This is a genomic window from Spirochaetota bacterium (assembly GCA_034190085.1).
In the GTDB taxonomy this organism is placed as follows: Bacteria; Spirochaetota; UBA4802; order UBA4802; family JAFGDQ01; genus JAXHTS01.
The window spans coordinates 74,720-101,006 of sequence record JAXHTS010000052.1 but is presented as its reverse complement, the minus strand read 5'-3'; the positions used below and the strand labels follow the sequence as shown (position 1 = coordinate 101,006).

Here is a 26,287-nt window from a genome sequence, read left to right as displayed (position 1 = left end):
ACCAAGAAGGTATATCATCCTATCTCCGTATATCTCTCTATTGCTGAAATCCTCAATCGTCTCTCATCATCCCCAATCTTCATATCAATCTCCTCACCAATACCCTTACCCAATAGCACCTTAGCTATGGGTGATCTGTAGGAAAGAATTTTTTTCTCATAATCCGCATCCCATGGACCAAGCAATATGTAACTATCCCTCTCTCCTGTCTTAATATCCTCACATATAACATTAGCCCCAATATCCACAACATCCCTTGAAATATTATCTATATTCAAAATCTCAGCCTTTTTCAATTCATCCTCAAGTTTATTAATTGCCATCTTCAATATCGCCTGCTTTTCCATCAATGCATTATATTCCACATTCTCCTTAATATCCCCGGATACATCAGACACCTTTGCCAACTCCTTTGACAGACTAGCCATCTCAACATTCACCATTCGATTCAACTCAGCCCTCATCCTGTCGTAACCCTCTTGTGAGACTATCAACTTCTCTACATCAATATCCCAATCCTCCGCAACCTGAAGGTGCGTCTTCACTTGAAATTCAGGATATTTATTTTTTATTATAGCATAAAACTTTTCAATGTGTGTTTCATCTATATAGGTTACACTACTAAAGAGATCATATATTTTACTAATGAATGATTCCTCATTTTGATCAACAATATCAATCAAGACAGTACATTCATTATCATAGAGAATATCAATCATCATATTCTTACGCCGATTTCCCTTGGTTTCAATCTTCTTTAATTCATTTAATAATCTGAAAAATGTAAGAATCATTCTATCCTTGGAAAAATCCAACCAATCATAATCCCAGCTTTTAGTTAAAATATTTTTAGCAACCCAGATAAAAATATCTGGATATTGTTTTGCGCCGGTTATAACCCTATCAATAAAATTATTTATAATATTATACTCATGAGCCCTAATCAGGTTGTTGAATATATATTTGTGGATTCTAACCGGTGTTTCAAATAGAATCTCAGATACAATATTGGGCCAGTCCTCCCTCACATCCTCTATTAAATTTACAAGATCCTTTTTATAATCGTATGAATTGATCTTCAGGGATATCAAGGGAATCTCGTTACTCTCTTTAATAAAATGAACAACCTTTTCTCTGATGGCGTCAATCTTGATCTTCTTGGGATCAATATACCTTGAAAGGCCTCTCAGTACAAAATAGGATAGAATCCGCTTAGTTGGGGAGCCATCCTTACCCTCATCTGTATAATAATCTATAAAATATTGAGATACTGACGCTCCATCTTCTATCTCAATATTATTTATAAATTCTATTGCAACATCTAATTTTTCACTAAATGATTCGGCTTTAGTAAAGATATTTAACAATTCCTCAGCAAAGGTAACAGGTCTATCCCTCATAATAATTAGATCCTTCCTCTTCTCAGAGAAATGGAAATGAGGATCTTTTTTTAGCTCAACTCTAGTCTTGCTCCACCACTTTGACCAACCCTTTGCATCTATATATTTTGGGATCAGTTCCTTTTTAATATCAGCTAATGTAATTGTGCCTTCGTATGACTTAATTAATAACTCAAAAAAATGTCTGAAGTCCTCTTTAAAAATTGCTTCTATTGTTCCAAAATCTTCATACTCCATTACATAAATATGATCTTTATTAACAGGGGTTAAAGATTGAAGAGACATCTGAATAGACATCCTATGATCTGTCTTATCTTGAAAATCAATCGTTATATATTCACTGTCAATATCAGTTATCTTACCTATCCCCCATGATCGATGGATAACATAGTTCGCTTTATCAAAAACAATATTCTTTTCAAAATTCTGAATCGCATGTTTTACTGAATACTTAAAGTTATTTAATTTTGATATCTTCAAAAATTGTTGGTATTGAGAATGCTCTCCATACTTCTTCTCATAACATTTTATTAATTCATTCCTTGCTACATTATCATTTGGGGTATATTCAAGTATCTTTCTCAATAAATCGATAGACTGATCAATATTCTCCTGCTCCATGTATTTATGCATCAACAATTTCAGCAGGCTGGAAACCATTTCAGTCTGGCTGGCCTCAATTAGCATCCTCTCAATTCTTTCAAAGAATTGAATATCTTCCCATGATACAGATATTAGCTTGCTCCAAAGTTCAGTTATCTCTTCATAATTCCCGCTTTTAATAAATCCTTCAATAGAGAGTTTCATATACTGAATGCTCTTCTCTGAATCATCTTCAATTATCGCAAAGGCAAGCTTTTTAGCAACATCAGCATCAAATCTATCTATTTTGAGGAGGCTTTCCAATACTGGTATCGCTTCTCTATTTCGTCCCATTCTCTCAAGACTTGTGGCAAGGGCCTTGAGGGCAACGCTATTTTCTCCATATTCTAGCACTTTTTCAGCAATTCTCTCTACAACGATCCATTTATGATTTCGAATAAAGATATCAATCAATTTTCTCAATTGAACTGTATCCTCAATCTGATCAATATGATGTCCAATAAGTCCAATAAGATAGGAGGCCGTAATAGATTCTGAATAATTATCAATATGTTCCTTACAAATAGTGAGCACCTCTTGCAACAGTCCTTCACTTACAATACTATTAAAGAGATCATCTAATATTTTAAACTTAGATATACCAATATCCTTTGGTTCAATTCGTCCCCACTGCTCTTCATTAAACAAGGAATTCAACTTTTCTACTATTTTCCCTCTTTCCATAATCATACCCCGATTACCATATAATTGGTTAGTCACAAATAAGCATTTTATCTTTGATAAACAAAGATTTACAAACCCATCTTTGGATTATTCTTTTGTACTTGTTGATTGGTCCCCGAAAAGGGAGTTAATATACTCTCATACTAGCTGAAGGCAGGAATATAATATAAGGTAGTTCCCTCCATCTCTAATACACTGATAAAATTCTATATAATACATACCTAGGATTAAGAACATTTATACTAAATCCATTATTTTCCATCATATCCTCAAAAAATGGGAAAAAAGATGGGAAGATTGAGTTTATGTATATCCAATAACCGCATTTCTAATATAACTTGAACAAGTGGATGGTGGTGATATAGAATAGGAATGAAAATCATTAGTAAAACATCAACCAGAAATCATTCATATTGCGATGCAGCAAAGTAAAATACCCATCCTTATTAGATGGGTATTTTCAATAATATTATGTAAAAATTCAAGCCTATTTTCTATTTTTCTTCAGGCGCCAAAGTCCCCTGCTCAAAGGATTTATGAAGATCTTGACCATCAAAACTAACCTCATATGTATCAGTTAAGGCCTTTAATTGATCAAAAAACATATATACATCTACAGGTTTGGCATCCGGTGTGGATCTTATAACAAATCTTACAATTTTCAAACCCCTTGTCATGGGGTATGATTCCATTTTTTGTGGCACATATTTAGGTATATACGCCTTTAATGGCCTCCAACCGACAAAATTTAAAGATCCGAATTTAAGAATGTGTACCTCGCCAATATGATCCTTAATCCAACACTCTAAATTATAGTCATTCCCTCTACCATGAAACCACACAGATATTGCCTTAACCCTACCTGGAAGTTGTATAGCCTTCTCCTGGATTTCCTTTCCTGTTCTTGAATCATAGGTTAAAACCTTTTTGTTAGGATCGTCCCAACTCACTTCTAATGGTGGCAATAGGTGAATAGAATTATATCCAGGATATCTAAACTTGAAATGAATCCCTAAACAGGTTTTCTTCTCCATACCCCTCTTGTCTGCAGTCCACCTTTCCGGTCTTAAAGCCGAGGGTCCACCCTGAATATATTTCAATTTTAAAACTGGTGTAGGATCCTTTTTGGGTTCAGTGTTTTTCTTGGGTACAGAATCAAGACTCCAATCAAGCGGCTTTTCAAAATCCTCAATAACCACAGCTTTCCACTCCTCAGCACTGATATCTGGTTCAATATTTGTTATTATCTTTGAATTCGCGTTATTATACCCTAATAGTCCAATTACAACAACAATGAAAGCGCTGAATGTCATCATTAGGAATTTGTGTTTATTAGTCATTGTAAATCCTCCCATACAAGATCAATTTATCAACTATTGTATTAGTATTTTACCAAGTATCTCTTATTGATGGATCTCCAGTAAACTCTGAAAGATCAGTAATAATTCTGAAATTATCTAAATAAAAATAGAAGGTACCCGCTGGCTCAAAACGATCAGATTCAACGAAAAAAGAGACAAAATGTAAATTCTTATCCAATAACGCATAACGGGATGCCTGTGGCATCCAACCTGGGACAACAGTTGTCAATTCCCTCCAGCCCCAAAAATCTAATCTGCCGACCTTTACCTTATGAATTTTTCCACGAAAATCCCTAAATTTAATATACAGTGTATGCCTGAACTTTCGGCCCAATGCCCAAAGCTTAACCTCCTTCGCTTTACCCCTTACAATATACTCATTGGGTGGAAAGACCTCTACCCTATCATAACCTCTATCTGAATAATAGGTCTTCACTCCAAGAACATATTCAGTCTTATGTGTTATCCCATTCTCGTCTGCAATCTCATTAGGAAACTCCACCACCTTCCCTGATTCATCAACAGGTTTGGGTTTACCTGGTATCTTTCTTATTTTGGTATCACCAAGAGGAGATGTGGCTACCGCCCTCCAGTCTTCACAGGTTTCAAAATCACTAAACCAATCCTCTATTAATCCCGTCTTCTGTTTCTTTACCTCTGTCTTAGCCCCGGATACATCCTCTTGAGCCTGTAGAGTAATATTCCCACTCCCTATAAATAAGACCGTAAAACCAATTAAAACTGATAATAGAATAGATCTAACCTCCCTTTTCATCGTCGCACTCCTTTATTAATAATTATTAGCTTTAAGATAGAATCAATAAATTAGTTTCGCTCTCTGAATAAAATTATAAATTAAACGATATATAATTAATTAATTGTTAATAAACATTATATATCCAATTAATAGTATGTATATATACCTTATAAATTAATCGGAAGAAAATGTAAAGAAATTTAACATAAAAAGATATTTTATACGAAAATATTTATAAACCCTGAATTCCAGATAGGTGTGATATTGTGAGGATAATTTAGGTAATATCTTTCAATAACGGATTAGTGATGCAATTATTACAAACAATGAAATTTAATAATGTAAATTCCAACAAATAATATATAATGAGATTTAGCTCTTAAGTATAATAGTCTAATCCCAAAACAAAGGAATAACCCCTAAAACATAATCTATTCAATATTAAGAGACAGCAGCATATTGACATAATTGAATCGAACGAATATGAAAGTTGTAATTAGGGATGATGCTATTGATCTTTTTTTATATGATTGCGAATAAATTCATCCAGATATTTTGATGGATTCTCCACTGCCTCCTTCTTAATCACAAAACTATCCATACCCAGTAGCCTTATCCCATGATGATAATCATGAAAGAGCTCTTCACATACCTGTTTGATACTCTTATGGTTATTAACCGCTATTTCCTGAATTTTAGTAATTGCTTCTTTATCAAATTCTAGATATATTTCATGCTTTAAAATATACTCTTTTTGAAATCTTTTAATATTATCAGCTAAAAGCATCTTTCTAAGAAACGATTGTGGCGATTCCACTAAATCTCCGGTAACTTGCAATTTTTTAATATCTGTTGATGGTAATGTTTTTTCAAATTTAATTAATGAATTTTCAAATACACTAATAAGACCTCGCGCTCCCGTCTTTTCATGGTATGCTCTTTGAGAGAACAACCTCAATGCATCATCTGTAAAATCGAGTTCAATATCATAAGCCTTAAAATCGAGCTTCTTGCCTATGACTACGCTACTATATTTATTTTTTAGAATTTTGTACAACCCCTCTTCATTAAGATTATCCAAAATTACTGTCACAGGGAGTCTTCCAATAAATTCCGATTCAAATCCAAATTCTATGAGATCCTCGGTCTTTACCATCTTTAATACATCCTGTCTTTCCTCACTTGGTGTAAATGCTTTATCAAAGCCAATGGCCTGCATATTCAATCTCTTCTTTATAATCTCATCTAATCCATTAAAAGCACCTGAAACTATAAAGAGTATATTTCTTGTCCTTATCTTTTTACGAATAACCCGTCCTGTCCTCTGGGCTTCCATTGCAGCCTCAACCTGGGAGGCTAAATCGTGCGGTGTCTTCAAATCCACATCAGCCTCTTCCATAAGCTTTAATAGATTCCTCTGAACACCGGTTCTTGATACATCCGGACCATAAAGCCCACCTGAAGATGCAATCTTGTCTATCTCATCAAGATATATTATTCCAAATTCTGCCCTACTAATATCACCATTGGCCTCATGCACTAACTCTCTAACTAAATCTTCAACATCTCCTCCTACATAGCCCGTTTCGCTAAACTTTGTAGCATCGGCCTTAACAAAAGGAACCCCAATCTTTTTTGCAATCAGCTTAATAATATATGTCTTGCCTACACCAGTTGGCCCTATCAAGAGCATATTACTTTTGATATTTCCGACAATCTTCTCATCCTCTGGTATTGACTCCTCTAACTTCATCCTGTTAAAATGGGTACATACCTTGGTCGCTATTATCTCGACAGCGCTTTCCTGACCCACTACATATTTGTTTAAATAACTCTCCAATTCTTCAGGTCTAATATCAAAATTGACGTCGGATTCATGAATATTACTTCCTGATTCGGAACCGATGGTCTCAGCATCGGTCTCCGCAATCCTCTCGGAACTTATTTTAAGCATTTCATCCCATTCCTTCTGGGGATCAAATAAAGTAGTTGACATCTTTCATACCTTAATTATTATCTATATAATTTTAGACTCCATCATATCATAGAAATAAAATACGCACTATTCCTTCTTCATTGATTTTAATTAAAATAACCTAATCACCTTAACAGGTTAGCTGTAATCACCCTATTCTAACATATATCATTGGTTAATCAAACAAGAAAAAAACAGATCTTTAAGTAAGAATACCCCTTATCATTATAGTGCAATAATTCACCCATTCTAATAAGTAAACCTATATACTCATATGCCGAAGGAGGGACTCGAACCCTCATGGGGTTGCCCCCGGCGGATTTTGAGTCCGCTGCGTCTACCAGTTTCACCACTTCGGCAACAATCAATTAATCTGAAGACAAACCTACAAAAAATTGATATAAGACAGTTTAATATGATTGATGAAGATGATCCCTCCCTGGTTGCCTTTCCTTCATCTTTACAAAATATTATCGATTATGGCAATCAATTAGTTTAGTTGTGAATAAATGTATCGGAATTATATCATTAAACTAATGTGTTAAAATAAGTGGCATCTTCTTGAGTTTTGTTACACTATATCCCAATTATTCGGGTTGGGGAATATCATCAACCTCAAGGTACTTTCCCTTGGCTCTTGCAACAATCTTACCCATTTCATTTTCTATCTCAGCCCTATTCTCTATTATCCGTTTGTTCTTTTTTACATGCCATCCACGCAAATGTAAGGTCTCATTTATAAAGGCTGGCTGAAGACATCTGATGGATAACTCGCCTGTTATTGCTGTCAATTCCATATACTTATTTATTGTCATCATCGTCTCATCTAACAATGCAGTCACAATCCCCGTATGTATGATGTTGGGTGGTCCCTCAAATCTCTGTGAAACAACATACTCGCCATAAGTTGTTTTAGTATCTTTGTCATACTTTAGTTTTAGCTTGAGTCCACACTCATTTTCTTCACCACAACCAAAGCATGTGCTATCTTCAAATTCAATCATGGACTCAATTAAGAAATATCAATTATCCTTTGTCAAGACTTTTTCTATATTCACGAACATCACTCACTATCTTATATGGAAATTCAAATCAATTTTAGGTATTATATATGGAGCCTAGTAATAATCCAATACAGGTAGGAAGATTCATCTGTATTCATCACTATATTTTAATATGATTAGGTATATTAACACACGATTAATCCTAATAGCTATGTGCCAAAAGAACTGATTCAATGCCTAACCGAGAAATCTCAACCTTAATAAGCCATGCATCAATCTGCCATAATCATAGTAATTATCTAAACATGTACAACTACCAAGTGCCTTAATGAATCCTTGTATGAATGGTAGTGGGAAAATGCTGATAATTATTCCTTATTCTTAATTCAAGCTATCACAATCCTAAATCCATAGAAGGGACTCCTTGCACTCGGGCATCTCCTAAATCTATACTCTCTCGTTCTTTGAACAGCATAACTCTGAAGGGAGCCTCCCCTTAACACCTTATACACTGTGCCATATTCCTTATTAGAAATACCATTAGGATAGATATCGAACCAATCATAATTCCATTCCCAAAGCATACCTGGATAATGATCTTCAGGATTGGAATTAATCATACTGATGAGATCTTTCAAATAATCAACCTTACAATTATACAGCTTTCTGTTATTATTTGAATCTATATCCCCCATCCCTGCAAAAGAAGATACTTGTGCGAAGACCTCCCACTCCCTCTCGTATAGGAGTCTCACACAATTGGCCTTCATTGAAAGCCAACCACAATAGGCAATTGCATCGTTCCAGCTTACTTGTAAAACTGGAATGATATTCTTATTCTTATAGTATATATCATCTGCTTTTCCATGGAAGGGAGCCTTCCAATAAACATCCCTCCTCTTGATCCATCTATCCTCCCATGTCCATCCCCATCCATCCCTCTCCGCATCGGTCAGATATCCACTCTCATCAACAAATCTCTCAAACTCTGATAGTGTCACTAGTCTCTTCGCTATCTGGCATCCCTCTATCTCAACATCATGCAAGGGATAAGAATTATAAAGAAATTCTCTTTTAATATCAGCACATCCAATTTTTTTAGACATTTTTTCGATAATGTCTTTACATACACCGATACTATAGCTTCCCCTTTCTATTTCTACATATCTATCTATATCAATATTCACTCGCTCTTCAATCCTTACCAATTGATTACTTTTTCCAAAGCGAAATAATTTTCTCTACTTCTTTTTTTAGGGAAGCCACTGCATCCTTCTTCATAATCTTATTTAATCTCTGCCCTTCAGAAAAAAGCAACATCTCCCCCCCCCTACAAGCAGCTACTCCGACATCGGCATGTGAAGCCTCGCCAGGGCCATTAACCTCACATCCCATAACTGCTACTGTGATATTCCTATTCCCATCCTGTAGGACATTACCAAACCTACACATTAATTCCTCTTCTATTGCAGTTGCAAGATCAAGGAGATTCACTGAAGGATCAATTCTCCCACAAGTAGGACAAGAAATAACCCTAATTACAGGATTTCTCATCCCTACAGATTCAAGAATCCTCTTAGCAACTACTATTTCTTCAACTGGATCGCCAGTCATTGAAACCCTTATAGTATCACCGATCCCTTCAAGGAGCAGAGAACCTATCGCTATGGCGCTATGTACCACACAACTCACGCCAAATCCAGCCTCTGTTAGGCCTATATGAAGAGGATAATCCTTTAGTGAGGAAAAGAGTCTGTTTGCGGCTATAGTATGAAATAGATCCGATGATTTTATAGACACTATTATATCATAAAAATCACTATCCTCTAATATATTGATATGCTCCAATGCCGAGGCCACAAGAGATTGAGCAGAAACATCCTGAAATCTTTTCCTATCAATTGAACCGCTATTTACACCAATTCTGATTGGAACATTAAATTCCTTGCAAACCCGAACAATCTCTTTTACCCTTTTCTGATCGCCAATATTGCCCGGATTTATTCTTACTTTATCAATCCCTGCCTTAATAGCCTTTATTGCAATCCTGTAGTTAAAATGAATATCAGCAGATAAAGGCATATCAATCATACTCCTTATCTCTTTTAGATAAATGATGGAATCTTCCCCTCTTACTGCTAACCTAACAAGATCTGCTCCTTCATCTCTGAGCATTTCAATCTGTCTAATAGTAGCCTCAACCTCCTCAATGGGAAGATTGGTCATCGACTGTATCGATACAGGAGCTCCACCCCCGATCGGAAGGCCCCTTACATTGATTCTTTTAGTATGAACTCGTTCTTCGTTCAATGTATATAATAATCCTGAAGTATTGTCTGCATTAGGATTGGCTGAAGGGAAACAATAGATACCGCTATATGATTTATGTTACCCTATCCCTTGCGGTAGTAGAAGAATTAGAAGATAAGATTAACGATGAGTTCTATTTAATTATACAAGAAAACGACGTTTTAATTTAAAAATCACCCTTTCAAAATCCTCACCGCCGGCTTTTATACTCCGAAGCATCTGCTCAATCTGCTCATACTTGATATGATTATTAAGATCCTCCATAGACGCATAGTATCCTGCCCTTCTGCCTAATTGAAAATTTATTCGCTTTGCTGATGGCATTGATAGGTATTTATCTATGATCTTCAGCATCCCCTCCTTTGCCTCCGGCAATTGGCCCTCAACTTCCTGTAAAAGATTTTCTATGTGATCACTAGCGAGATAGCTTGTAACCTCTAACTCACTAATTATGCTTCTTATCTCTTGAACCACCTCATCGTCTGTCTGTAATTCATATTCCCCATTCTGAAGTTTTTCAAATAATGGTATATCCTCTCGAATAGAGATGCTTCTCAGACGAATAAAGGCAGGATTTATTTCATTTAGGACAATCGCTGTCTTATGGGCATGCTCAGAAGACCAACGCCTACCACCAAGTCCTGGCATAATATATAGGCAAAGTGAGATTCCGGATTCAACAACCTTCTTCCCGCCATCGATATGAATGTCAGCCGTAACCCCCTTTCGGGTGAAATCGAGCACTTCATCGCATCCACTCTCCATTCCCATATGCAATCTAGTAAGTCCTGCATCATGAAGCGCATTCAACTCTTCCAAGGTCTTCTTAGCGGCTGATGTAGATCTAGCATAACAGGTGATCCTGCTTATTTCAGGAAAATTCTCTTTCAAAAATCTCAACACCTCTTCTAATCTTGAAGCCTTCATCGAAAGAGCGTCAGCATCCTGCAAAAAAACAGAATTCTCGCCATAATACAGCCACATCGCAACGTTAGCATAGCTTTCATTCAACGGATTATCATAGACAAAAGCCGCAGCACGTCTTAGATCGTCTCCAAATCCTAATTTCCAGGATATCTCCTTAATCTTGTCATAAATCTTTCTAGCAGTCTTAATATCCTCCTTAATCTCATCAACCGATCTCAAACTAAACTTCATCGTTCGATGACTTGAGCAGAATATACATCTATGCCATGGACACCCACGAGTAATCCTTATAAGCAGTGAACGCGCCTCGCTTGGTGGCCTTGATGGACCCTTCTCATAAGATAGCCGTTCCGACTCAGCATCAAATAGTGTGGAGAGTTCATCCCTTCTTATCATATGGCACCTTTATAATTATCCTCTGCAAAGCAATATTGATTCTATAATAAGGATAAAAATTTCATAACAAATTGATTACCGGATATTACAATTAATTGAAGAGCTTCTGGAAAAAAGGAAAAAATGAGAGATCATTAAATATCACAAATCCACCCAAAATAATGAGTATTGAGATACCTACAAATTGAATCTTCTCAAGCACCTTTTCATTGATAGGTTTTCCTCTAATTGTCTCATAGATGAAAAAGATGATATAACTTCCATCCACTGCTGGGATGGGGAGAAGATTCATTATCATCAATATTATTGAAATCTTTGCCATTAAAATTATAAATGCTGAGCTACCCTTATAATACGCCACGTCACCCGCAATCTTAGCAATTCGTATTGGTCCGGAAATGCTCTCTCTCACATTCAACTTACCGGAGAACAGCATTCCAAAAGCCTTCATATTCATTATTATAAAATCAAAGGGCTCTACTATCGCCCTTGCAAATCCACTCAATATGCCGTAATTAACTTCAATCATTTCAGAAGAAACCGCAGTCTCCACACCAACAAAACCAAATTTCTCATATTTGCATATCCCATAATATGTACCGCCAGAATTTTCAATCCTAATTGCCCTACCCGCATTTCTGTTGAGGTTATTTACAAAATCTCCAAAGGAGGCAATAATCTTGCCATTGATTTTTAATTTCCTATCGTTTATTGCATTTCGGATAATATCCAATCTTTCAATCGTTGTTGTGTATTTTTCCCCCTTAAATCTATTATCCTCAAAATGCTGGATTGTAATCAATTCCTTCAATCGGGGTTTTATTGTAAGATCAATATCCTTACCCGATCTATATATTTGCAGACTTACATCCTTCCCTGGATTTGCTCTTATGTATTTGGTAAATTCCTTAGGAGTCTTTATTATTCTTCCATCAATCCTCTTGATCTCATCAAATTGCTCAATACCAGCCTCATCTGCAACATCATCCTCTAATGTTCGAACAATCAACACCCTTTCACCATAGGGCATTACTCCCATGGCATAAAATCCTTTCTCAGAAAATCTTTTTGGCTCAACAAGAAAATCAAGATTCTTACTATTCCTCTCCACCTTGACCCTTAAGGGTTCTCCTTTGCTAAAGAGGGTATCAATTCTAATATCAGAGAATGTATATACCTTTTCGCCATTAATTTCAATAATTCGATCCCCGTCCCTGATTCCAGCTTTATACGCTGGTGACATTAATCCTTCAGATTTCATGGCATCTGGAATACTCACTCGATTTGTCTCAGTAGGGTAACCAATTGTATTCATTATAAAAAATAAAAGAATACCAAAAAAGAGGTTAAACAATGGCCCCATTATAACTACTACGATCCTCTTCAATGGATGTGCTGATAGAAATTCATAGTCCTCCCCAGCCCTCTTCTCCTTAGGATCCTCTCCATAGAACTGGCAATATCCCCCAAAAGGGATAAGGGTTATTTGATAGGTAGTATCACCAACCTTCTTTTTCACAATTCCCTTTCCATATCCTATGGAAAAAATTTTAGCCTTTATGCCAACCATTTTTCCCCCTAGGAGATGCCCTAACTCATGAACGAATATGCAAAATCCTAGAAGGATTATAGCTGCCAAGATATACGTTAGTGTCATCATACTCTTCCTCTTATTATTCTATTCGCTTCTGCCCTTGCCCATACATCAGCCTCAAATATCTCATTGATGTCTGGTTCATATATTGTATTATGAAGTCCCATAATCTTTTCGACAATTTTTACAATATCTGTAAAGGGTATCTCCTCATTCAGAAATGCCATAACCGCAACCTCATTAGCGGCGTTCAAAACAGAAGGCATTGTCCCTCCCGTTTTCCCTGCTTGATAGCACAGTCCCAATGCTGGATATCTATTATTATCGTATGATTGGAAGTTAAGATTACCTATTTTTACCAAATCCAAACCCCCAAAATCATTATCTCTTTTATCTGGGAATGTAAGCGCATTTAAGATAGGAAACGCCATATCAGCAACACTCATATATGCATAAACTGCACCATCAATCGTTTCAATCATTGAATGGATTATGCTCTCCGGATGAATTACCACATCGATAAAATCATAATCAATATCAAAAAGATGATGAGCCTCAATTACCTCTAATCCCTTATTCATCATTGTGGCCGAATCAATAGTTATCTTATCGCCCATATTCCAAGTAGGATGAGCTAATGCCTCTTCAGGTGTAACAGTTTTCAATTCGGCAATTGATCGATCCCTCAAGCTTCCGCCTGAGGCTGTTAGAATAATTCTCTTAATGTCTTGTATTTTAACTTTTTCTAATAAGAAAAAAATAGCATTGTGTTCGCTATCTACTGGGATTAGCTCAGTCCCATATTCTTTCACCTTTTGTGAAATGATATCGCCTGCCATAACTAATGTCTCTTTATTAGCAAGGGCAACCCTTTTAACACTCGGTATGGCAGATATCGTAGGTTTAAGACCAGCGGCTCCAACAATCGCAGAAACCAGTATATCGACTCTCCTGCTAGCAAGTTCAGTTACTCCAGCCTCTCCATCAAAAAATTCAACCTCAGGGAACTCTTCTTTAAATTTTATATACTCCTCTGATTTTATAATCTCATCTGAGCTAACAGCAACAGCTATTGGATCAAACTCGCGTATCTGATCTTTGATCAAATCTAAATTCCGATGACAGCTTAAACCATATACCTGAAATTCTTTGCCTAAGGATTTGATGACTCTTAATGTAGAAACACCAACCGATCCAGTTGAACCAAGTATTGTAACGTTAGAGGACATTGTTACGATATGTTGTACTAAACTCCTTTTAGAACAATATAATAATAGAAGAATGGAAACGTAAATATAAGGGCATCAAAGGCATCCCACATTCCGCCATGTCCGGGTATTATTGAGCCAGAATCCTTTCTGACGCTATCCCTCTTTATTAAGGACTCAACGAGATCGCCCATATGCCCAAATATACTTAAGAATATACCTAACACTACAGACTCGATCAAGGTGAAGAGGTATTTATTATAAAAAGCCATAAATATTTCATTTGTTATTATCATAGACAAAATGCTAATCAGCATACCAGAAGCGTATCCCTCCCAGGTCTTGTTAGGAGACACTGCAAAATTTGTCTTGTGTTTACCCAACAGGATCCCACCAAAATAGGCACCTGTATCATTAAGCATTACAACGATGTTCAATATCAAAATATAGAAAAAGCCATCCTGCAGGGCCTTCATTAGTATAATATGTGAAAAGAAGAATCCAATATACATTACTCCAAAGACAGTGACAGACAGGGAATATATTCCTCCCTTGATAGGTCTCCTACAGAGCTGTAGGATTAGGATAGTAGCTATTAGAAAAATAATTATTGCAAAGATAATTCTAGCATCAAAGACTTGGCTATTTATGGATTGATAGAGTTCTCCATATGCAAAATAGTACATCACAATATTAACAATTGCGCCAGTAAATAACCCAATAAAAATGAATGGCTTCTCATCATTTGATCTAACACACATATGATAAAATTCATAGAGTGAAATAATAGAAATTATCATAGAGACAATCAATACAGGAATTGAATGCAGGTAGTCCGATATAAAGGCAAAAACATAAACAGGCAAAGCTATGGCAGCGCTTAATATCCTTGTTATTGTGACTCTATTTACATCATTCACAATCCACCAAATCTCCTATCCCTATTCTGGTACTCATAAATAGCCTTATAGAGATGATTAGGCTTAAAGTCTGGCCATAATACCTTCAAAAAAACGAATTCAGTATAGGCCAATTGCCATAGCAAAAAATTACTGATTCTATATTCTCCACCTGTTCTTATCATCAAATCAACATCTGGCAATTCAGAGGTGTAGAGATATTTATTCAATTTATCGATTGTCAAACTTTCATTCAGTTTGCGGTGCTGAATCCATTGATTTACTGAATCGACTATCTCTTGGCGCCCACCATAGTTTACGCAGAAATTAATGGTCATCTTTTTATTATTTTTTGTCTCCTCGATCAACTCTTCAATAATTCTGAGTGTTGAGGCTGGAAGTCCATTCTTTATTCCTGAAAAGATAATTCTTAAATCATTTTGCTTTATCTTTTCCTTTTTGGAAATTATAAAGGACTCAGTTATCTCCCATAAGCCATCAACCTCAGCTTTGGGACGCAACCAGTTTTCGGTGGAAAATGTATAAAGAGTTACGACTTGAAGACCTAAGTCTACGGCAACATCCATTAAGGAGTCTATTACTTCTGCCCCCCTCCTATGTCCTTCTAACCTGGGTAACGATCTCTTCTCTGCCCATCTACCATTGCCATCCATTATGATTGCCACATGTGCTGCAACTCTATTCGGATCAATTAACCTTTTATAGTCCTTCATTGAATTTAGATATTTAAAATATCTTTCTCTTTATTCTCGGTTAATCTCTGAATCTCTTCTATTTTTTTATCTGTAATCTTCTGAAGTCTATTAATAGCTGTTCTCGATTCATCCTCTGAAATCTCCTTATCCTTTTCTAGTTCCTTCACCATTTCATTACCATCTCTTCTGATATTCCTAATTGCGATTCTGCATTCCTCCGCCTTCTTTTTAGCCAGCTTTACATACTCTTTTCGTCTTTCCTCTGTTAAATCGGGTATCTGAATTCTTATGAGATTCCCATCATTATTAGGATTTAGAGAGAGATCCGATTTAAGTATCGCCTTTTCTATAGTAGACAAATTTTGATTGTCCCAGGGTTGGATCACTACCAATCTTGACTCAGGGCATGAGATCGTAGCAAGCTGATTAAGTGGCATCTCAGTATCATACACATCAACCTTAACATTATCAAAAATGGAAGGGCTCGCTCTTCCAGTTCTTATGGAGGCAAATCCCTTCTCCAAGTTTTGCATACTCTTAGTCATTCTCTCTTCAACATCAGATACAATATCCTCAATCATAATTCACCCTTTTCATGAAACCATTGTTCCAATTTTCTCGCCTTTTACAATCCTATAAATAGAATTCTTTTGAAAAAGATTAAATACAACAATAGGCATACTATTATCCATACAAAGCGATATCGCGGTAAGATCCATTATCTTTAGTTTTCTCTGTATTACATCTATATACGATATAGATTCAATTTTTTCCGCATCTTTAACCTTCTCTGGGTCACTATCATATATGCCATCAACCCTGGTAGCCTTCATTAAAATATCGGCTTCTATCTCAATTGCGCGAAGCCCTGCGGCTGTATCTGTAGTAAATAGAGGATTACCGCTTCCCCCTGAGAGAAGCACTATTCGACCCTTTTCAAGATGACGTATCGCTCGCCTACGAATGTAAGGTTCAGCAACCGTATGCATTTCTATTGATGTCATTACCCTGGTAGGGAGCCCGATCTTTTCAAGAACATCTTGGAATGCCAATGAATTTATCACAGTTGCGAGCATTCCCATGTAATCACCTGTAATTCGATCCAACCCAAGAGCCTTTCCTGTCTCCCCCCTGAATATATTCCCACCTCCAATAACAATTGCGACCTCAATCCCAAGCCTATAGACGTCTACTACATCATTAGCTATCCTCTTTATCGTATCTGTATTAATTCCAACCTTATCCTGACCTGCTAAAGCCTCTCCGCTTAACTTAATCAGAATCCTTTTAAATGAAGGTGGTTCCTTCTCATTCTCATTATCCATTTGTTAATTCCCTATAGAATAACGAACAAACCTTCCAACTGAAATATTCTCTCCATATGTAGCGATTTTATTTTTAATAACATCCTCAATTATCTGGTTAGAATCCCTTATATATTCCTGATTTAGCAAGCAGACTTCAGAATAGAATTTTTTCATCTTCCCTTCCACTATCTTTTCCACTATTTCAGGTGGCTTCCCTGACTCCTTAAGCTGTTCTCGTAGAATTTCTCTCTCTCTCTCCTTATCCTCTTCAGGAACTTCATCAATGGACACATATAATGGATTTGCTGCAGCTACTTGCATACATAATTCCCTTGCTAATTCCTCAAAATCCTCATTTTTGGCAACAAAATCAGTCTCACAATTCAACTCTAAAAGCACTCCAAGCCTTGAATTGTTGTGTATATATGAAGCAATGATACCATCCTTTGCTATTCTATCCATCTTTTTCCCGGCTGAGGCAAGACCCTTTTTCCTTAAATATTCTATTGATTTATCAATATCACCATCACACTCAACCAATGCCTTCTTACAATCAAGCATGCCTGCTTGAGTCGCCGCCCTCAATTCCTTTATCTTTCCAGCTGTTATTTCTGCCATTCGATATCTCCTAACATGTTGTTTTGAACATCAAATCCCATTTTCATTCTCCGATATCTCGTCCCAACACCACTGTCCTAACCAGTTTGATCATCATTGGCGCTATCTTCTGAATCCTCACCCCCAACCTCAGCATCAACCTCATCAGCTTTCCTTTCCTCTTCAACCCCTTTCACAGCATCACTAGGCGAAACCTCTTCCGCAACCTTAGAAGCGACTTCACCAACCACTTCATCTTCATTAACCTCTGCTACAGATTCAGATGCGCCCTCAACCTCAGTTTTAACATCATCAACTACTTGATCCTCAACACCCCCAGCTACAACATCATTAGAGACCTCCCCTTCCGCAACCTCCGATACAGCTTCGCTAACCGCTCCATCTTCAATAACACCTGCTACAACATCCTTTGACGCGCTCCCTTCTACAGCCTCCGCATTAGCTTTATCAGCCACATCAGCTTCTCCACTCGATACTGTATCCCCTTCCTCTTTTAACTCATTCTCTTCTACTAACTGACCGGCTGAAATGCCTTCAATTATAGCATTGGCCATAACGCTTAAGTATAAATCAATAGCCCTGATAGCATCATCATTACCAGGTATTGGATAATCAATTTCAGTTGGATTACAATTAGAATCTACAACAGCAATTATGGGTATTCCCAGCTTTCTCGCTTCCCTTACTGCAATAGTCTCCCTCTTGGGATCTATTACAAAAAGGGCGTCAGGCAATTTATGCATCTCTTTAATACCGGAAAGCATCTTGTTCTTTTTAGCTAACTCCCTCTGTAGATCAAGAATCTCCTTTTTAGTCTCAGCCTGCCATACACCAGTCTCCTGCATCCCCTCTAAATCCTTCAATCTTTGGACTGATTTTTTAACAGTCTGGAAATTAGTCAACAAACCACCTGGCCATCTCTCTGAGATATAAAACATTCCACAGCGTTCAGCATGTTGAACAACAGCTGCCTTTGCCTGTTTTTTTGTGCCTACAAAAAGCACCTTACCGCCCTCAGCAGCAATATTCTTCATTGCCTTAATAGCGACCTTCAATAACTGCATCGTCTTTTGAAGATCTATAATGTGAATCCCGTTCCTAGCTACAAATATATAATAGGACATTCTGGGATCCCATCTTCTCGTCTGATGCCCAAAATGTACACCAGACTCTAAAAGCTCCTTCATTGTTACTCCCAATTAACCTGTCTCCTCTCTTCAGTATTTTTAATTATATAAGCACATGAAATAAAATGCTCATTGTACTCAAATTGTATCTATTTTTTAGCATTCCTTTAAAAAATCTATATCCATAATATCTATGCTGCTTATTACAATTAAATTTCATTAAACATACAACATCATTATAATTACGTCATTTGTATTATGAATGATTTTTCAATTATAAGGAATATATGTCTAACCTATCTGGAGATGCGACTTTATCAGCAAGAATCTGTTATATATGATATACAGCCCTAAGCTCAATAAATTATACCCTCTGATAAATAAAAATTCCAACAATCATGCCTATTATGGCTGCCAAATTCAATCTAATGCTGAAACTGATAATCTCTAAATTAAATCCAATTGGTGCAGTCAAATTACTCTTTACAATAGATAAGGTTGGGAACAATTTAGCCAAAAGCGTCCCCATTGCTGAACCCAAAATACCGCCGATTATCAGAAAAACTATAAAAAAACCAAGATTCCCTTTAATAAAAGTCATAATAAATTTGCTTTCAACACTTCCTCTACATATAAATTTCTGTCAAGCTATTTACGCTTAGTTTTCTCTTAAGTCTGTTACTTCCAAATAATTTCTCATCAAATCACAATAGCAGATTTATACACTTGCAGGATAAGGATTTGCATCCCACTTTTAAATCCTGATAAAATAGCATCATTTGTAATAATAAAAAACAAAGGCGCTTAATTATATATAATCCCCAATCAATATTAGGGATCAAGGCTAATTATTCTTTCTGCTTTCCCTTAAATTGATCCTTATTAAACTTAAACTTCTCAATTTTTGGCTTCATAGCTTCCTTCTGGTCTTCAGCCCTTTTCTTTGCTGATTCCTTATCAACATCCTTTGCCTCATCCATCTTCCCCTTAGCATCTCCCACCACATCATCCCTCAATCCCTCTGTCTCATCCTGGATCCCCTTAATCAACCCTTGATCTCTCTTCTTCTGATCCTCCACAAGGGATCGATCTTTTTCCCTCTGTTTATCCAGAATATCCTTGTCCTTTTCCCTTTGATCAACTACATGCTTCCTGATCTCCTCCCGCTGCTTCTCAAACTTCCTTCTTATCTCTTCCCTCATCTCCTTTATTTCAAGAAGAATATTCAACATTCTCATTCTATCCGCTGAAATCTGTTTCTTGACCATATTCTGCCCAGGAATGATATCAGTCTCTTCCCTCTCCTCTAACACAACAGGCTCGGTATCTGTTAATGAATTATTCAACACTGAAACGAGGCCGGATAAACATGCTACATTAGCCTGACCATCCTCTTCAGAAACCAGAAAATCTGTACCCCTAACACCAGCAGTGGTTGTGGGAGTCATAACGCTATACACATCCCCTTTTGCAAGTTTTCTCTTGACTCTCGAAAACATCCCCCCCTTTTCAACAAAGAATTGATACTCTTCTGTATCAGCATTAACATTAGATAAAAGCCTCTTAATGTTAACAACAGTATTTCCTAAGACCTTTACAATATTATCTCCGAAATATATATCAACAAAAGATTTATCACCGCTAGTCTTTAGGGTTATCCCCTGTCTGATCTCATCACCCACATTAGCCTTGATTATCTTCCCATCCTCAAGAATTAGTTTGACATCTCCATTGATAAAGTTAATAATACCACTAATATCAATGAATTCGTCTTTCTTCTTACAGTTTAATCCAATAATGATAAAAAGTAAAACACAAAATGAAATTACTCGTTTCATGCACTCCTCCTAGGTAATAAAGAAATCAATACTTTTCCATCATCACAACAATGTTGATTAAAGTTACAGTACAAAAAGGGAGCGTCAAGTAAAAATTACTAAAATCATCTTTATTATAACACCATCCATAAGGTTGTAAAGTGGAGGAAGGGATATAAGCATATTTGGTATCAATTCGATTTGATCAACAAAAAACCTAGTGACAGTTATAAAATCAATAGAAAAGATGACCCATTCAATGCATTGATTGGCATAATGAACACTTCTCCAAGAAAATATATTACTATATTATAGGGCAATTAATGATTTATGGCATTGGTATTGACATCGTTCAAATTAACAGAATCAAAAGACTTATTGATATCTATCATAATAGATTTATTCAAAGGATATTATCAAAGGCAGAGATAGAACAACTCCATGATCTGAATCAGCATATTTATATTTCTGGAAGATTTGCGGCTAAGGAAGCAATAATTAAAGCCATGGGAGAGAGACATGATATTAGATATAGTGAAATTGAAATCTTAAATGACCATAAAGGTAAACCCTATATTAATAACACAAGCATAATTATGGAAAAGCTATCCATACACATTGATGCAGGGCAACCTATTGTCAACATTAGCATAAGCCATGAAAGGGATTATGCTATTGCCTTAGTCATAATTGAAATACCATAGAGGCTTAATTATAGATATTATTTAGACAGACATCATTTATCTTGCTAATTTGAGGGATAAGTTATTATTAAAATGAATATTACTTATATTTTTTCTATACTGGAGTTGCTTTATGGAGTTAAAGAGAAATGAACCACTATATCAGTTGCAGGATATCGCCTCAATTTTAAGGGGAGAGAAAGGTTGCGCATGGGATAAAGCTCAGACCTCCAATACCCTGAAACCATACCTCATTGAAGAGACCTATGAGGTTATCGACGCAATTGAAAATGGTGACATAGATAATTTAAAAGAAGAACTTGGCGATCTACTATACCAGGTTTATGCGCATGCACAGTTGGCCAGTGAAGAGAAAAACTTCAATATAGACGATGTTGCCAAGGGCATCATCAATAAACTAATTCGTAGACATCCACATGTATTTGGAAATGAAAGGATTGATAACAAGAAGGATGTTATAAAGAAGTGGGAAAATATTAAAAGAGAAGAAAAAAAACCAGAGGAATCCATCCTCAACGGGATACCCAAACATCTACCAGCCCTTCTAAAGGCCTATCGGGTACAACAAAAGGTCTCCAGAATTGGTTTCGACTGGGACAGGATTGAAGATGTAAACATCAAACTCGAAGAAGAGATCAGAGAATTCAGGGAGGCGCTATCTCAAAATGATCCAGAATTGATTTATGAGGAGATTGGAGACATCTTTTTCACACTTGTCAATATATCTCGTTTTATTGGAATCAATCCGGAAGAGGCGCTTAAAAAGACTATACAAAAATTCATAAAGAGATTTCAATATATTGAAAAAGAGACATTACAGTCTGGGAAAAAGATGGATGAGATGAGCCTTAATGAGTTAGATGAAATCTGGGAAAGAGCAAAAGAACCTTAATGGTGTCAACTGTGCCAGCATGAAGGTTGTAATAACTATAGGCTATTTGTGTAATGCCATCACAAAAGAGGATGTTATTTATTATGTGTAATGTATACAAATGTAATGAAACCCGAATAACACTCTAATGGTGAGTATATATATCCTCCTTCGGGACTAAAATAAATCCTTTTCCCATTTATTGCTCAACAACATGTAGGGGAATTAGTATATGAATGACTCTTTAGCCACAACATTTGTCTTACTTGCAGTTCTATTTCTATTAGCGCTATTTATCGGCAGACTTGTCGCCAGGCTTCATATTCCTAGGGTTACTGGTTATCTGTTAACCGGTTTATTTGTTGGACCATCATTTGCTGATTTATTCAACATACAACCCATCTTAAATGCATATATATTAAATCGGCTTTATACTATATCGGAAATTGCCTTAACATTGATTGTATTTTCTATTGCTATGCAATTTCGGGGTGAATTGTTACAGCGATGGAAGCGTCGCATCATAATCTTCTCGATATCTGAAATAGTTATCACATGTAGCCTGGTTTTCCTCTGTATCCTTGTTGCTTCACTCCTGTATACTGAACATTTAATCGAAGGATTTACGCATGATATTAGCCTTCCACTTTATCTTAGCATATTCTTGAGCATTTTTGCCATTGCTACAGCGCCTGCGGCAACGCTTATGGTAATTCGTGAATACGAATCTGAGGGACCTGTAACAGATGCAGTAACTACACTTATTGGCTTTAATAATCTCTTCACAATTATAGCATTTATTATCGCTACTTTTTTGTTAATAACCCCTAAAGACAACATATTCGATTTATTATCGCAGATTATAAATCCTATTCTAATTGGTGGGATTTTAGGATTCATCATGAGTATTTGGGCTCAACGACTCGAACTTGTAACAGAATTTCAGTTATTGACACTTGGAGGCAACATAGCTGTTCTTGGTTTATGCAAATTATTTGGATATAATTTCTTACTTGGGAGTTTTGCCTGTGGGATGTTGTTTGTAAACTTCTCTCCACAAGCGGATAAGGTTTTAAACTCTATTAAACAGTTCGATTATGCCCTCTATGTGATTTTCTTTGTATTAGCAGGAGCGACTTTGCACTTGGAGGCATTAACTCATATTGGTGTATTGGGATTTGCTTATATAGTGGCTAGAATTATAGGGAAATTATTAGGATGCCGACTTGGTGCTAAATTTGGCAAATTCAAAAATCCTGAACAGAATTGGTCAGGATTTGCGATGCTAGCCCAGGCAGGAGTAGCTATTGGCTTATGTCACTCATTAAGGGATATGAATATGCCTGGCAAAGAAATAATTAGCACAGTAGTATTGGGTTCGGTTGTAATATTTGAACTCATTGGACCAATAAGCATTCGGTTCGGGCTTGTTCGAGCCGGGGAGGTGCCACTTCTCACATTACTAGCTAAAAAGGCGCCTATTGGTTCTTTTGAGGGAGTACACCAGGTGGTCAACTACTTCAGATCTTCTATCGGAATACCCATGGGGCATAGTGTAGATAACGCCAAGGATATATTAGTGAAGCATATAATGCGAACTAATGTGAATACAATACATGAAGACACTCCTTTTGACGAACTTTTGCATTTAATTGCTCACAGTCGCTATGATCGCTTCCCAATCCTAGATAAAGAGGGACGCTTTGTGGGGGTAATTGATTATAGCGACATTCGTAATGTATTATTCGATCCAATTCTTACAAATTTGATAGTAGCGCTCGATCTGGTTAAAGAGGTTCAAATAGTAACTCATCCAAACAGCACAATAGGTGATGTCCTCAAAATCTTTAAGAAACATAAAAATATAAGTTATCTCCCAGTAGTTGATGAAAATGAGACTGATCGTCTTAAAGGAATCATTAGCCAGAATGACGTACTGGCTGTGTTCCGAAAATTTTAATTAAAACATACAGGAGAAATTAAATGACTTACTTGAAAGGATATGCTGGAAGTATTCTAAAGGTAAATCTTTCGACAGGTTTAAATGAAAGAGTCCCTACAGAAGACTATGCTGATCTTTACTTAGGGGGAAGGGGTATCGCTGTCAAGATATATTGGGATGAATCCCCCCCCCATGTTGAGGCATTTGATCCAGAGAGCAGGCTCATCTTTGCTACTGGCCCTGTGACAGCGGTTACAGGTTTTGCCGGTTCCAGGTGGCAGGTCTGTGGAAAATCACCTATACACAATCAGTTCTCATTCTGCAATCTAGGCGGCGCATGGGGCGCTCAATTGAAGCATGCAGGTTTTGATGCCCTGGTTCTTCACGGCAGGGCGGATAAACCTGTCTATCTTTGGATCAATGGAGATGATATAGAGCTAAGGGATGCAACTCACCTTATGGGCAAGGGCGCAATTACCTGCCGTGAAGAACTAAAGGAAAAACATGGCTCTTCCGTTCGAGTAGTGGCCATTGGCCCTGCTGGCGAGAATGGCGTAACCTTTTCCACCTTCTTAGCGGACAGCGACTCCAGCGGATCGAGCGGATTAGCATCTGTGATGGGTTCTAAAAACCTAAAGGCTATTGCTGTAAGGGGGGAGAACAAGATCCATGTAGCTAATCGCCAAAAGATTCGGGATATAAAGGAAAAGATACTGGTAATGATTGGAGGGCCTGTTAAGGAGGTTTTACCTCTCTCTCCAATGATTCCTATAGATAGGCTAAAAAAAAACATATGCTATGGTTGTATGGGAGCATGCATACGCGCGACCTTTCCTGGTGAGGACGGCAAGAGGGGCAAGTTCATGTGTCAATCTTCTATATTCTATGAAATTCGAGCATTTCGCTATTATGGTGAATACAATGAGGTCCCATATCTGGCAAATAAGCTGTGCGATGATTATGGCCTAGATACCCATGGCGTTGAGACAATGATAATGTGGTTGAGCAGATGCTATAAGTCAGGGCTTTTAACAGATGAACAGACCGGCATTCCCATTTCTAAAATCGGAAGCAGGGAATTTATTGAGACCTTGATAAGAAAGATATCACATCGAGAGGATTTTGGAGATGTGCTTGCCCAAGGCACCCACAAGGCAGCCAGTACTTTAGGTGAAGAGGGAGAGAAGCTCATTACAGATTATATCACAAAAACCGGTTACAATCCTGTCTATGGGGCAAGGATGTACCTTACAACTGGTATATTCTATGCAACTGAGCCCAGGCTTCCGATCCAACTCCTTCATGAAGTAAGCACCTTGGCCGTTAGGTGGGCTATTCAAGCCCAAGCATCAACTTCACAATCTCCCCTTGGAGAATTTTCAATGTTAGACAGCTTGAGAAATATTGGCATCAGCTCTGATGCGATTAGAGGGATTGGCAAAAGGTTTTGGGGAAGCGAGGTAGCTGCTGATTTTTCAACATATGAGGGCAAGGCCATGGCTGGAGTCAGGATTCAGGATCGTCAATATGCAAAGGAGAGTCTCATTCTATGTGATTTCACATGGCCCATCCTATATTCGGCTGTATCTGATGACCATGTGGGCGATCCCACCCTGGAGAGCCAACTCTATACAGCAGTAACGGGTCAGGAGATCGATGAAAATGGACTATACAAAATTGGTGAACGAATCTATAATCTACAAAGAGCGGTTCATAATAGAGAGGGACGCAAGGGAAGAGAGTATGATACACTGGAGGAGTTCAATTTCATTGATCCCCTAAAAGGAGACTTTGGCAATCCAGAATGCCTTGTGCCTGGAAAGGATGGAGAACCCTTTTCAAGAAGGGGTATGGTTGTTGATAGAGAGGCATTTAAGAAGATGATGGACGAATATTATGATATCAGGGGTTGGGATGTATCCACAGGTCTCCAAACAAAGGCCAAGCTAAATGAACTCAATATGAAAGATGTGGCTCAAACACTTGAGAGTGAAGGCCTTCTCGCTTGATCCTTAGTAATAGGGCAGC

The 26,287-nt window shown here is 37.1% G+C and carries 21 protein-coding genes, 1 tRNA gene and 1 pseudogene; 4 read left to right on the top strand and 19 right to left on the bottom strand.

Annotated features, from left to right (window positions below):
* Positions 1 to 14 precede the first annotated feature (14 nt).
* The 19 genes and pseudogenes from greA to SVZ03_10135 all read right to left on the bottom strand — a co-directional run bounded on the left by greA (position 15) and on the right by SVZ03_10135 (position 20,763).
* Positions 15 to 2,726 (bottom strand): transcription elongation factor GreA, encoded by a 2,712-nt coding sequence (gene greA / locus SVZ03_10225; protein MDY6934581.1) that lies wholly within the window; start codon positions 2,724 to 2,726, stop codon positions 15 to 17.
* A 494-nt stretch (positions 2,727 to 3,220) separates the two neighbouring features.
* Positions 3,221 to 4,066: a flagellar filament outer layer protein FlaA gene (locus tag SVZ03_10220; protein MDY6934580.1), complete on the bottom strand. Its 846-nt coding sequence runs from the start codon at positions 4,064 to 4,066 to the stop codon at positions 3,221 to 3,223.
* A gap of 49 nt (positions 4,067 to 4,115) precedes the next feature.
* Positions 4,116 to 4,862: a flagellar filament outer layer protein FlaA gene (locus SVZ03_10215; GenBank protein MDY6934579.1), complete on the bottom strand. Its 747-nt coding sequence runs from the start codon at positions 4,860 to 4,862 to the stop codon at positions 4,116 to 4,118.
* A gap of 490 nt (positions 4,863 to 5,352) precedes the next feature.
* Complete coding sequence (locus tag SVZ03_10210) at positions 5,353 to 6,840, bottom strand: AAA family ATPase (protein ID MDY6934578.1); 1,488 nt, start codon at positions 6,838 to 6,840, stop codon at positions 5,353 to 5,355.
* A gap of 254 nt (positions 6,841 to 7,094) precedes the next feature.
* A tRNA-Leu gene (locus tag SVZ03_10205) sits at positions 7,095 to 7,178 on the bottom strand.
* 228 nt (positions 7,179 to 7,406) lie between these two features.
* Complete coding sequence (locus tag SVZ03_10200; GenBank protein MDY6934577.1) at positions 7,407 to 7,823, bottom strand: PaaI family thioesterase; 417 nt, start codon at positions 7,821 to 7,823, stop codon at positions 7,407 to 7,409.
* Positions 7,824 to 8,209: 386 nt separating this feature from the next.
* On the bottom strand, positions 8,210 to 9,010 hold the full coding sequence (locus SVZ03_10195; protein ID MDY6934576.1) for an SUMF1/EgtB/PvdO family nonheme iron enzyme: 801 nt from the start codon (positions 9,008 to 9,010) through the stop codon (positions 8,210 to 8,212).
* A 25-nt stretch (positions 9,011 to 9,035) separates the two neighbouring features.
* Positions 9,036 to 10,133, bottom strand: a complete 1,098-nt coding sequence (ispG, locus tag SVZ03_10190; protein ID MDY6934575.1) for a flavodoxin-dependent (E)-4-hydroxy-3-methylbut-2-enyl-diphosphate synthase — start codon at positions 10,131 to 10,133, stop codon at positions 9,036 to 9,038.
* Between the two features lie 141 nt (positions 10,134 to 10,274).
* Entirely contained in the window at positions 10,275 to 11,456 is a 1,182-nt protein-coding gene (locus SVZ03_10185) for a radical SAM protein (GenBank protein ID MDY6934574.1), read from the bottom strand.
* Between the two features lie 91 nt (positions 11,457 to 11,547).
* Positions 11,548 to 13,116, bottom strand: coding sequence for an RIP metalloprotease RseP (gene rseP / locus SVZ03_10180; protein MDY6934573.1), 1,569 nt, complete (start codon positions 13,114 to 13,116; stop codon positions 11,548 to 11,550).
* The gene (gene dxr / locus SVZ03_10175; GenBank protein MDY6934572.1) at positions 13,113 to 14,279 is read right to left on the bottom strand and encodes a 1-deoxy-D-xylulose-5-phosphate reductoisomerase; all 1,167 of its coding nucleotides are present in this window, start codon (positions 14,277 to 14,279) and stop codon (positions 13,113 to 13,115) included. Before dxr ends, rseP begins: the two co-directional genes overlap by 4 nt.
* A gap of 17 nt (positions 14,280 to 14,296) precedes the next feature.
* Positions 14,297 to 15,178: a phosphatidate cytidylyltransferase gene (locus tag SVZ03_10170; GenBank protein MDY6934571.1), complete on the bottom strand. Its 882-nt coding sequence runs from the start codon at positions 15,176 to 15,178 to the stop codon at positions 14,297 to 14,299.
* Entirely contained in the window at positions 15,175 to 15,891 is a 717-nt protein-coding gene (uppS, locus tag SVZ03_10165; GenBank protein ID MDY6934570.1) for a polyprenyl diphosphate synthase, read from the bottom strand. The genes SVZ03_10170 and uppS overlap by 4 nt, the downstream gene beginning before the upstream one ends.
* 5 nt (positions 15,892 to 15,896) lie before the next feature.
* Positions 15,897 to 16,454, bottom strand: coding sequence for a ribosome recycling factor (gene frr, locus SVZ03_10160; GenBank protein ID MDY6934569.1), 558 nt, complete (start codon positions 16,452 to 16,454; stop codon positions 15,897 to 15,899).
* Between the two features lie 12 nt (positions 16,455 to 16,466).
* A complete protein-coding gene (pyrH, locus tag SVZ03_10155) occupies positions 16,467 to 17,198 on the bottom strand; it encodes a UMP kinase (protein MDY6934568.1) in 732 nt (243 codons plus the stop codon).
* 3 nt (positions 17,199 to 17,201) lie between these two features.
* The gene (gene tsf, locus SVZ03_10150) at positions 17,202 to 17,798 is read right to left on the bottom strand and encodes a translation elongation factor Ts (GenBank protein MDY6934567.1); all 597 of its coding nucleotides are present in this window, start codon (positions 17,796 to 17,798) and stop codon (positions 17,202 to 17,204) included.
* Between the two features lie 503 nt (positions 17,799 to 18,301).
* Positions 18,302 to 18,985: pseudogene (gene rpsB / locus SVZ03_10145) on the bottom strand (30S ribosomal protein S2).
* A 304-nt stretch (positions 18,986 to 19,289) separates the two neighbouring features.
* The gene (locus SVZ03_10140; protein ID MDY6934566.1) at positions 19,290 to 19,526 is read right to left on the bottom strand and encodes a hypothetical protein; all 237 of its coding nucleotides are present in this window, start codon (positions 19,524 to 19,526) and stop codon (positions 19,290 to 19,292) included.
* Between the two features lie 247 nt (positions 19,527 to 19,773).
* Positions 19,774 to 20,763, bottom strand: a complete 990-nt coding sequence (locus SVZ03_10135) for a FecR domain-containing protein (GenBank protein ID MDY6934565.1) — start codon at positions 20,761 to 20,763, stop codon at positions 19,774 to 19,776.
* A 302-nt stretch (positions 20,764 to 21,065) separates the two neighbouring features.
* Between SVZ03_10135 and acpS the strand changes: the two genes are divergently transcribed.
* From acpS to SVZ03_10115, 4 genes are all read left to right on the top strand, one after another.
* The gene (gene acpS / locus SVZ03_10130) at positions 21,066 to 21,446 is read left to right on the top strand and encodes a holo-ACP synthase (protein MDY6934564.1); all 381 of its coding nucleotides are present in this window, start codon (positions 21,066 to 21,068) and stop codon (positions 21,444 to 21,446) included.
* Between the two features lie 112 nt (positions 21,447 to 21,558).
* Entirely contained in the window at positions 21,559 to 22,338 is a 780-nt protein-coding gene (mazG, locus tag SVZ03_10125; GenBank protein ID MDY6934563.1) for a nucleoside triphosphate pyrophosphohydrolase, read from the top strand.
* 211 nt (positions 22,339 to 22,549) lie between these two features.
* Positions 22,550 to 24,277: a cation:proton antiporter gene (locus SVZ03_10120; GenBank protein MDY6934562.1), complete on the top strand. Its 1,728-nt coding sequence runs from the start codon at positions 22,550 to 22,552 to the stop codon at positions 24,275 to 24,277.
* A 23-nt stretch (positions 24,278 to 24,300) separates the two neighbouring features.
* The gene (locus SVZ03_10115) at positions 24,301 to 26,268 is read left to right on the top strand and encodes an aldehyde ferredoxin oxidoreductase N-terminal domain-containing protein (GenBank protein MDY6934561.1); all 1,968 of its coding nucleotides are present in this window, start codon (positions 24,301 to 24,303) and stop codon (positions 26,266 to 26,268) included.
* Positions 26,269 to 26,287: the final 19 nt, after the last annotated feature.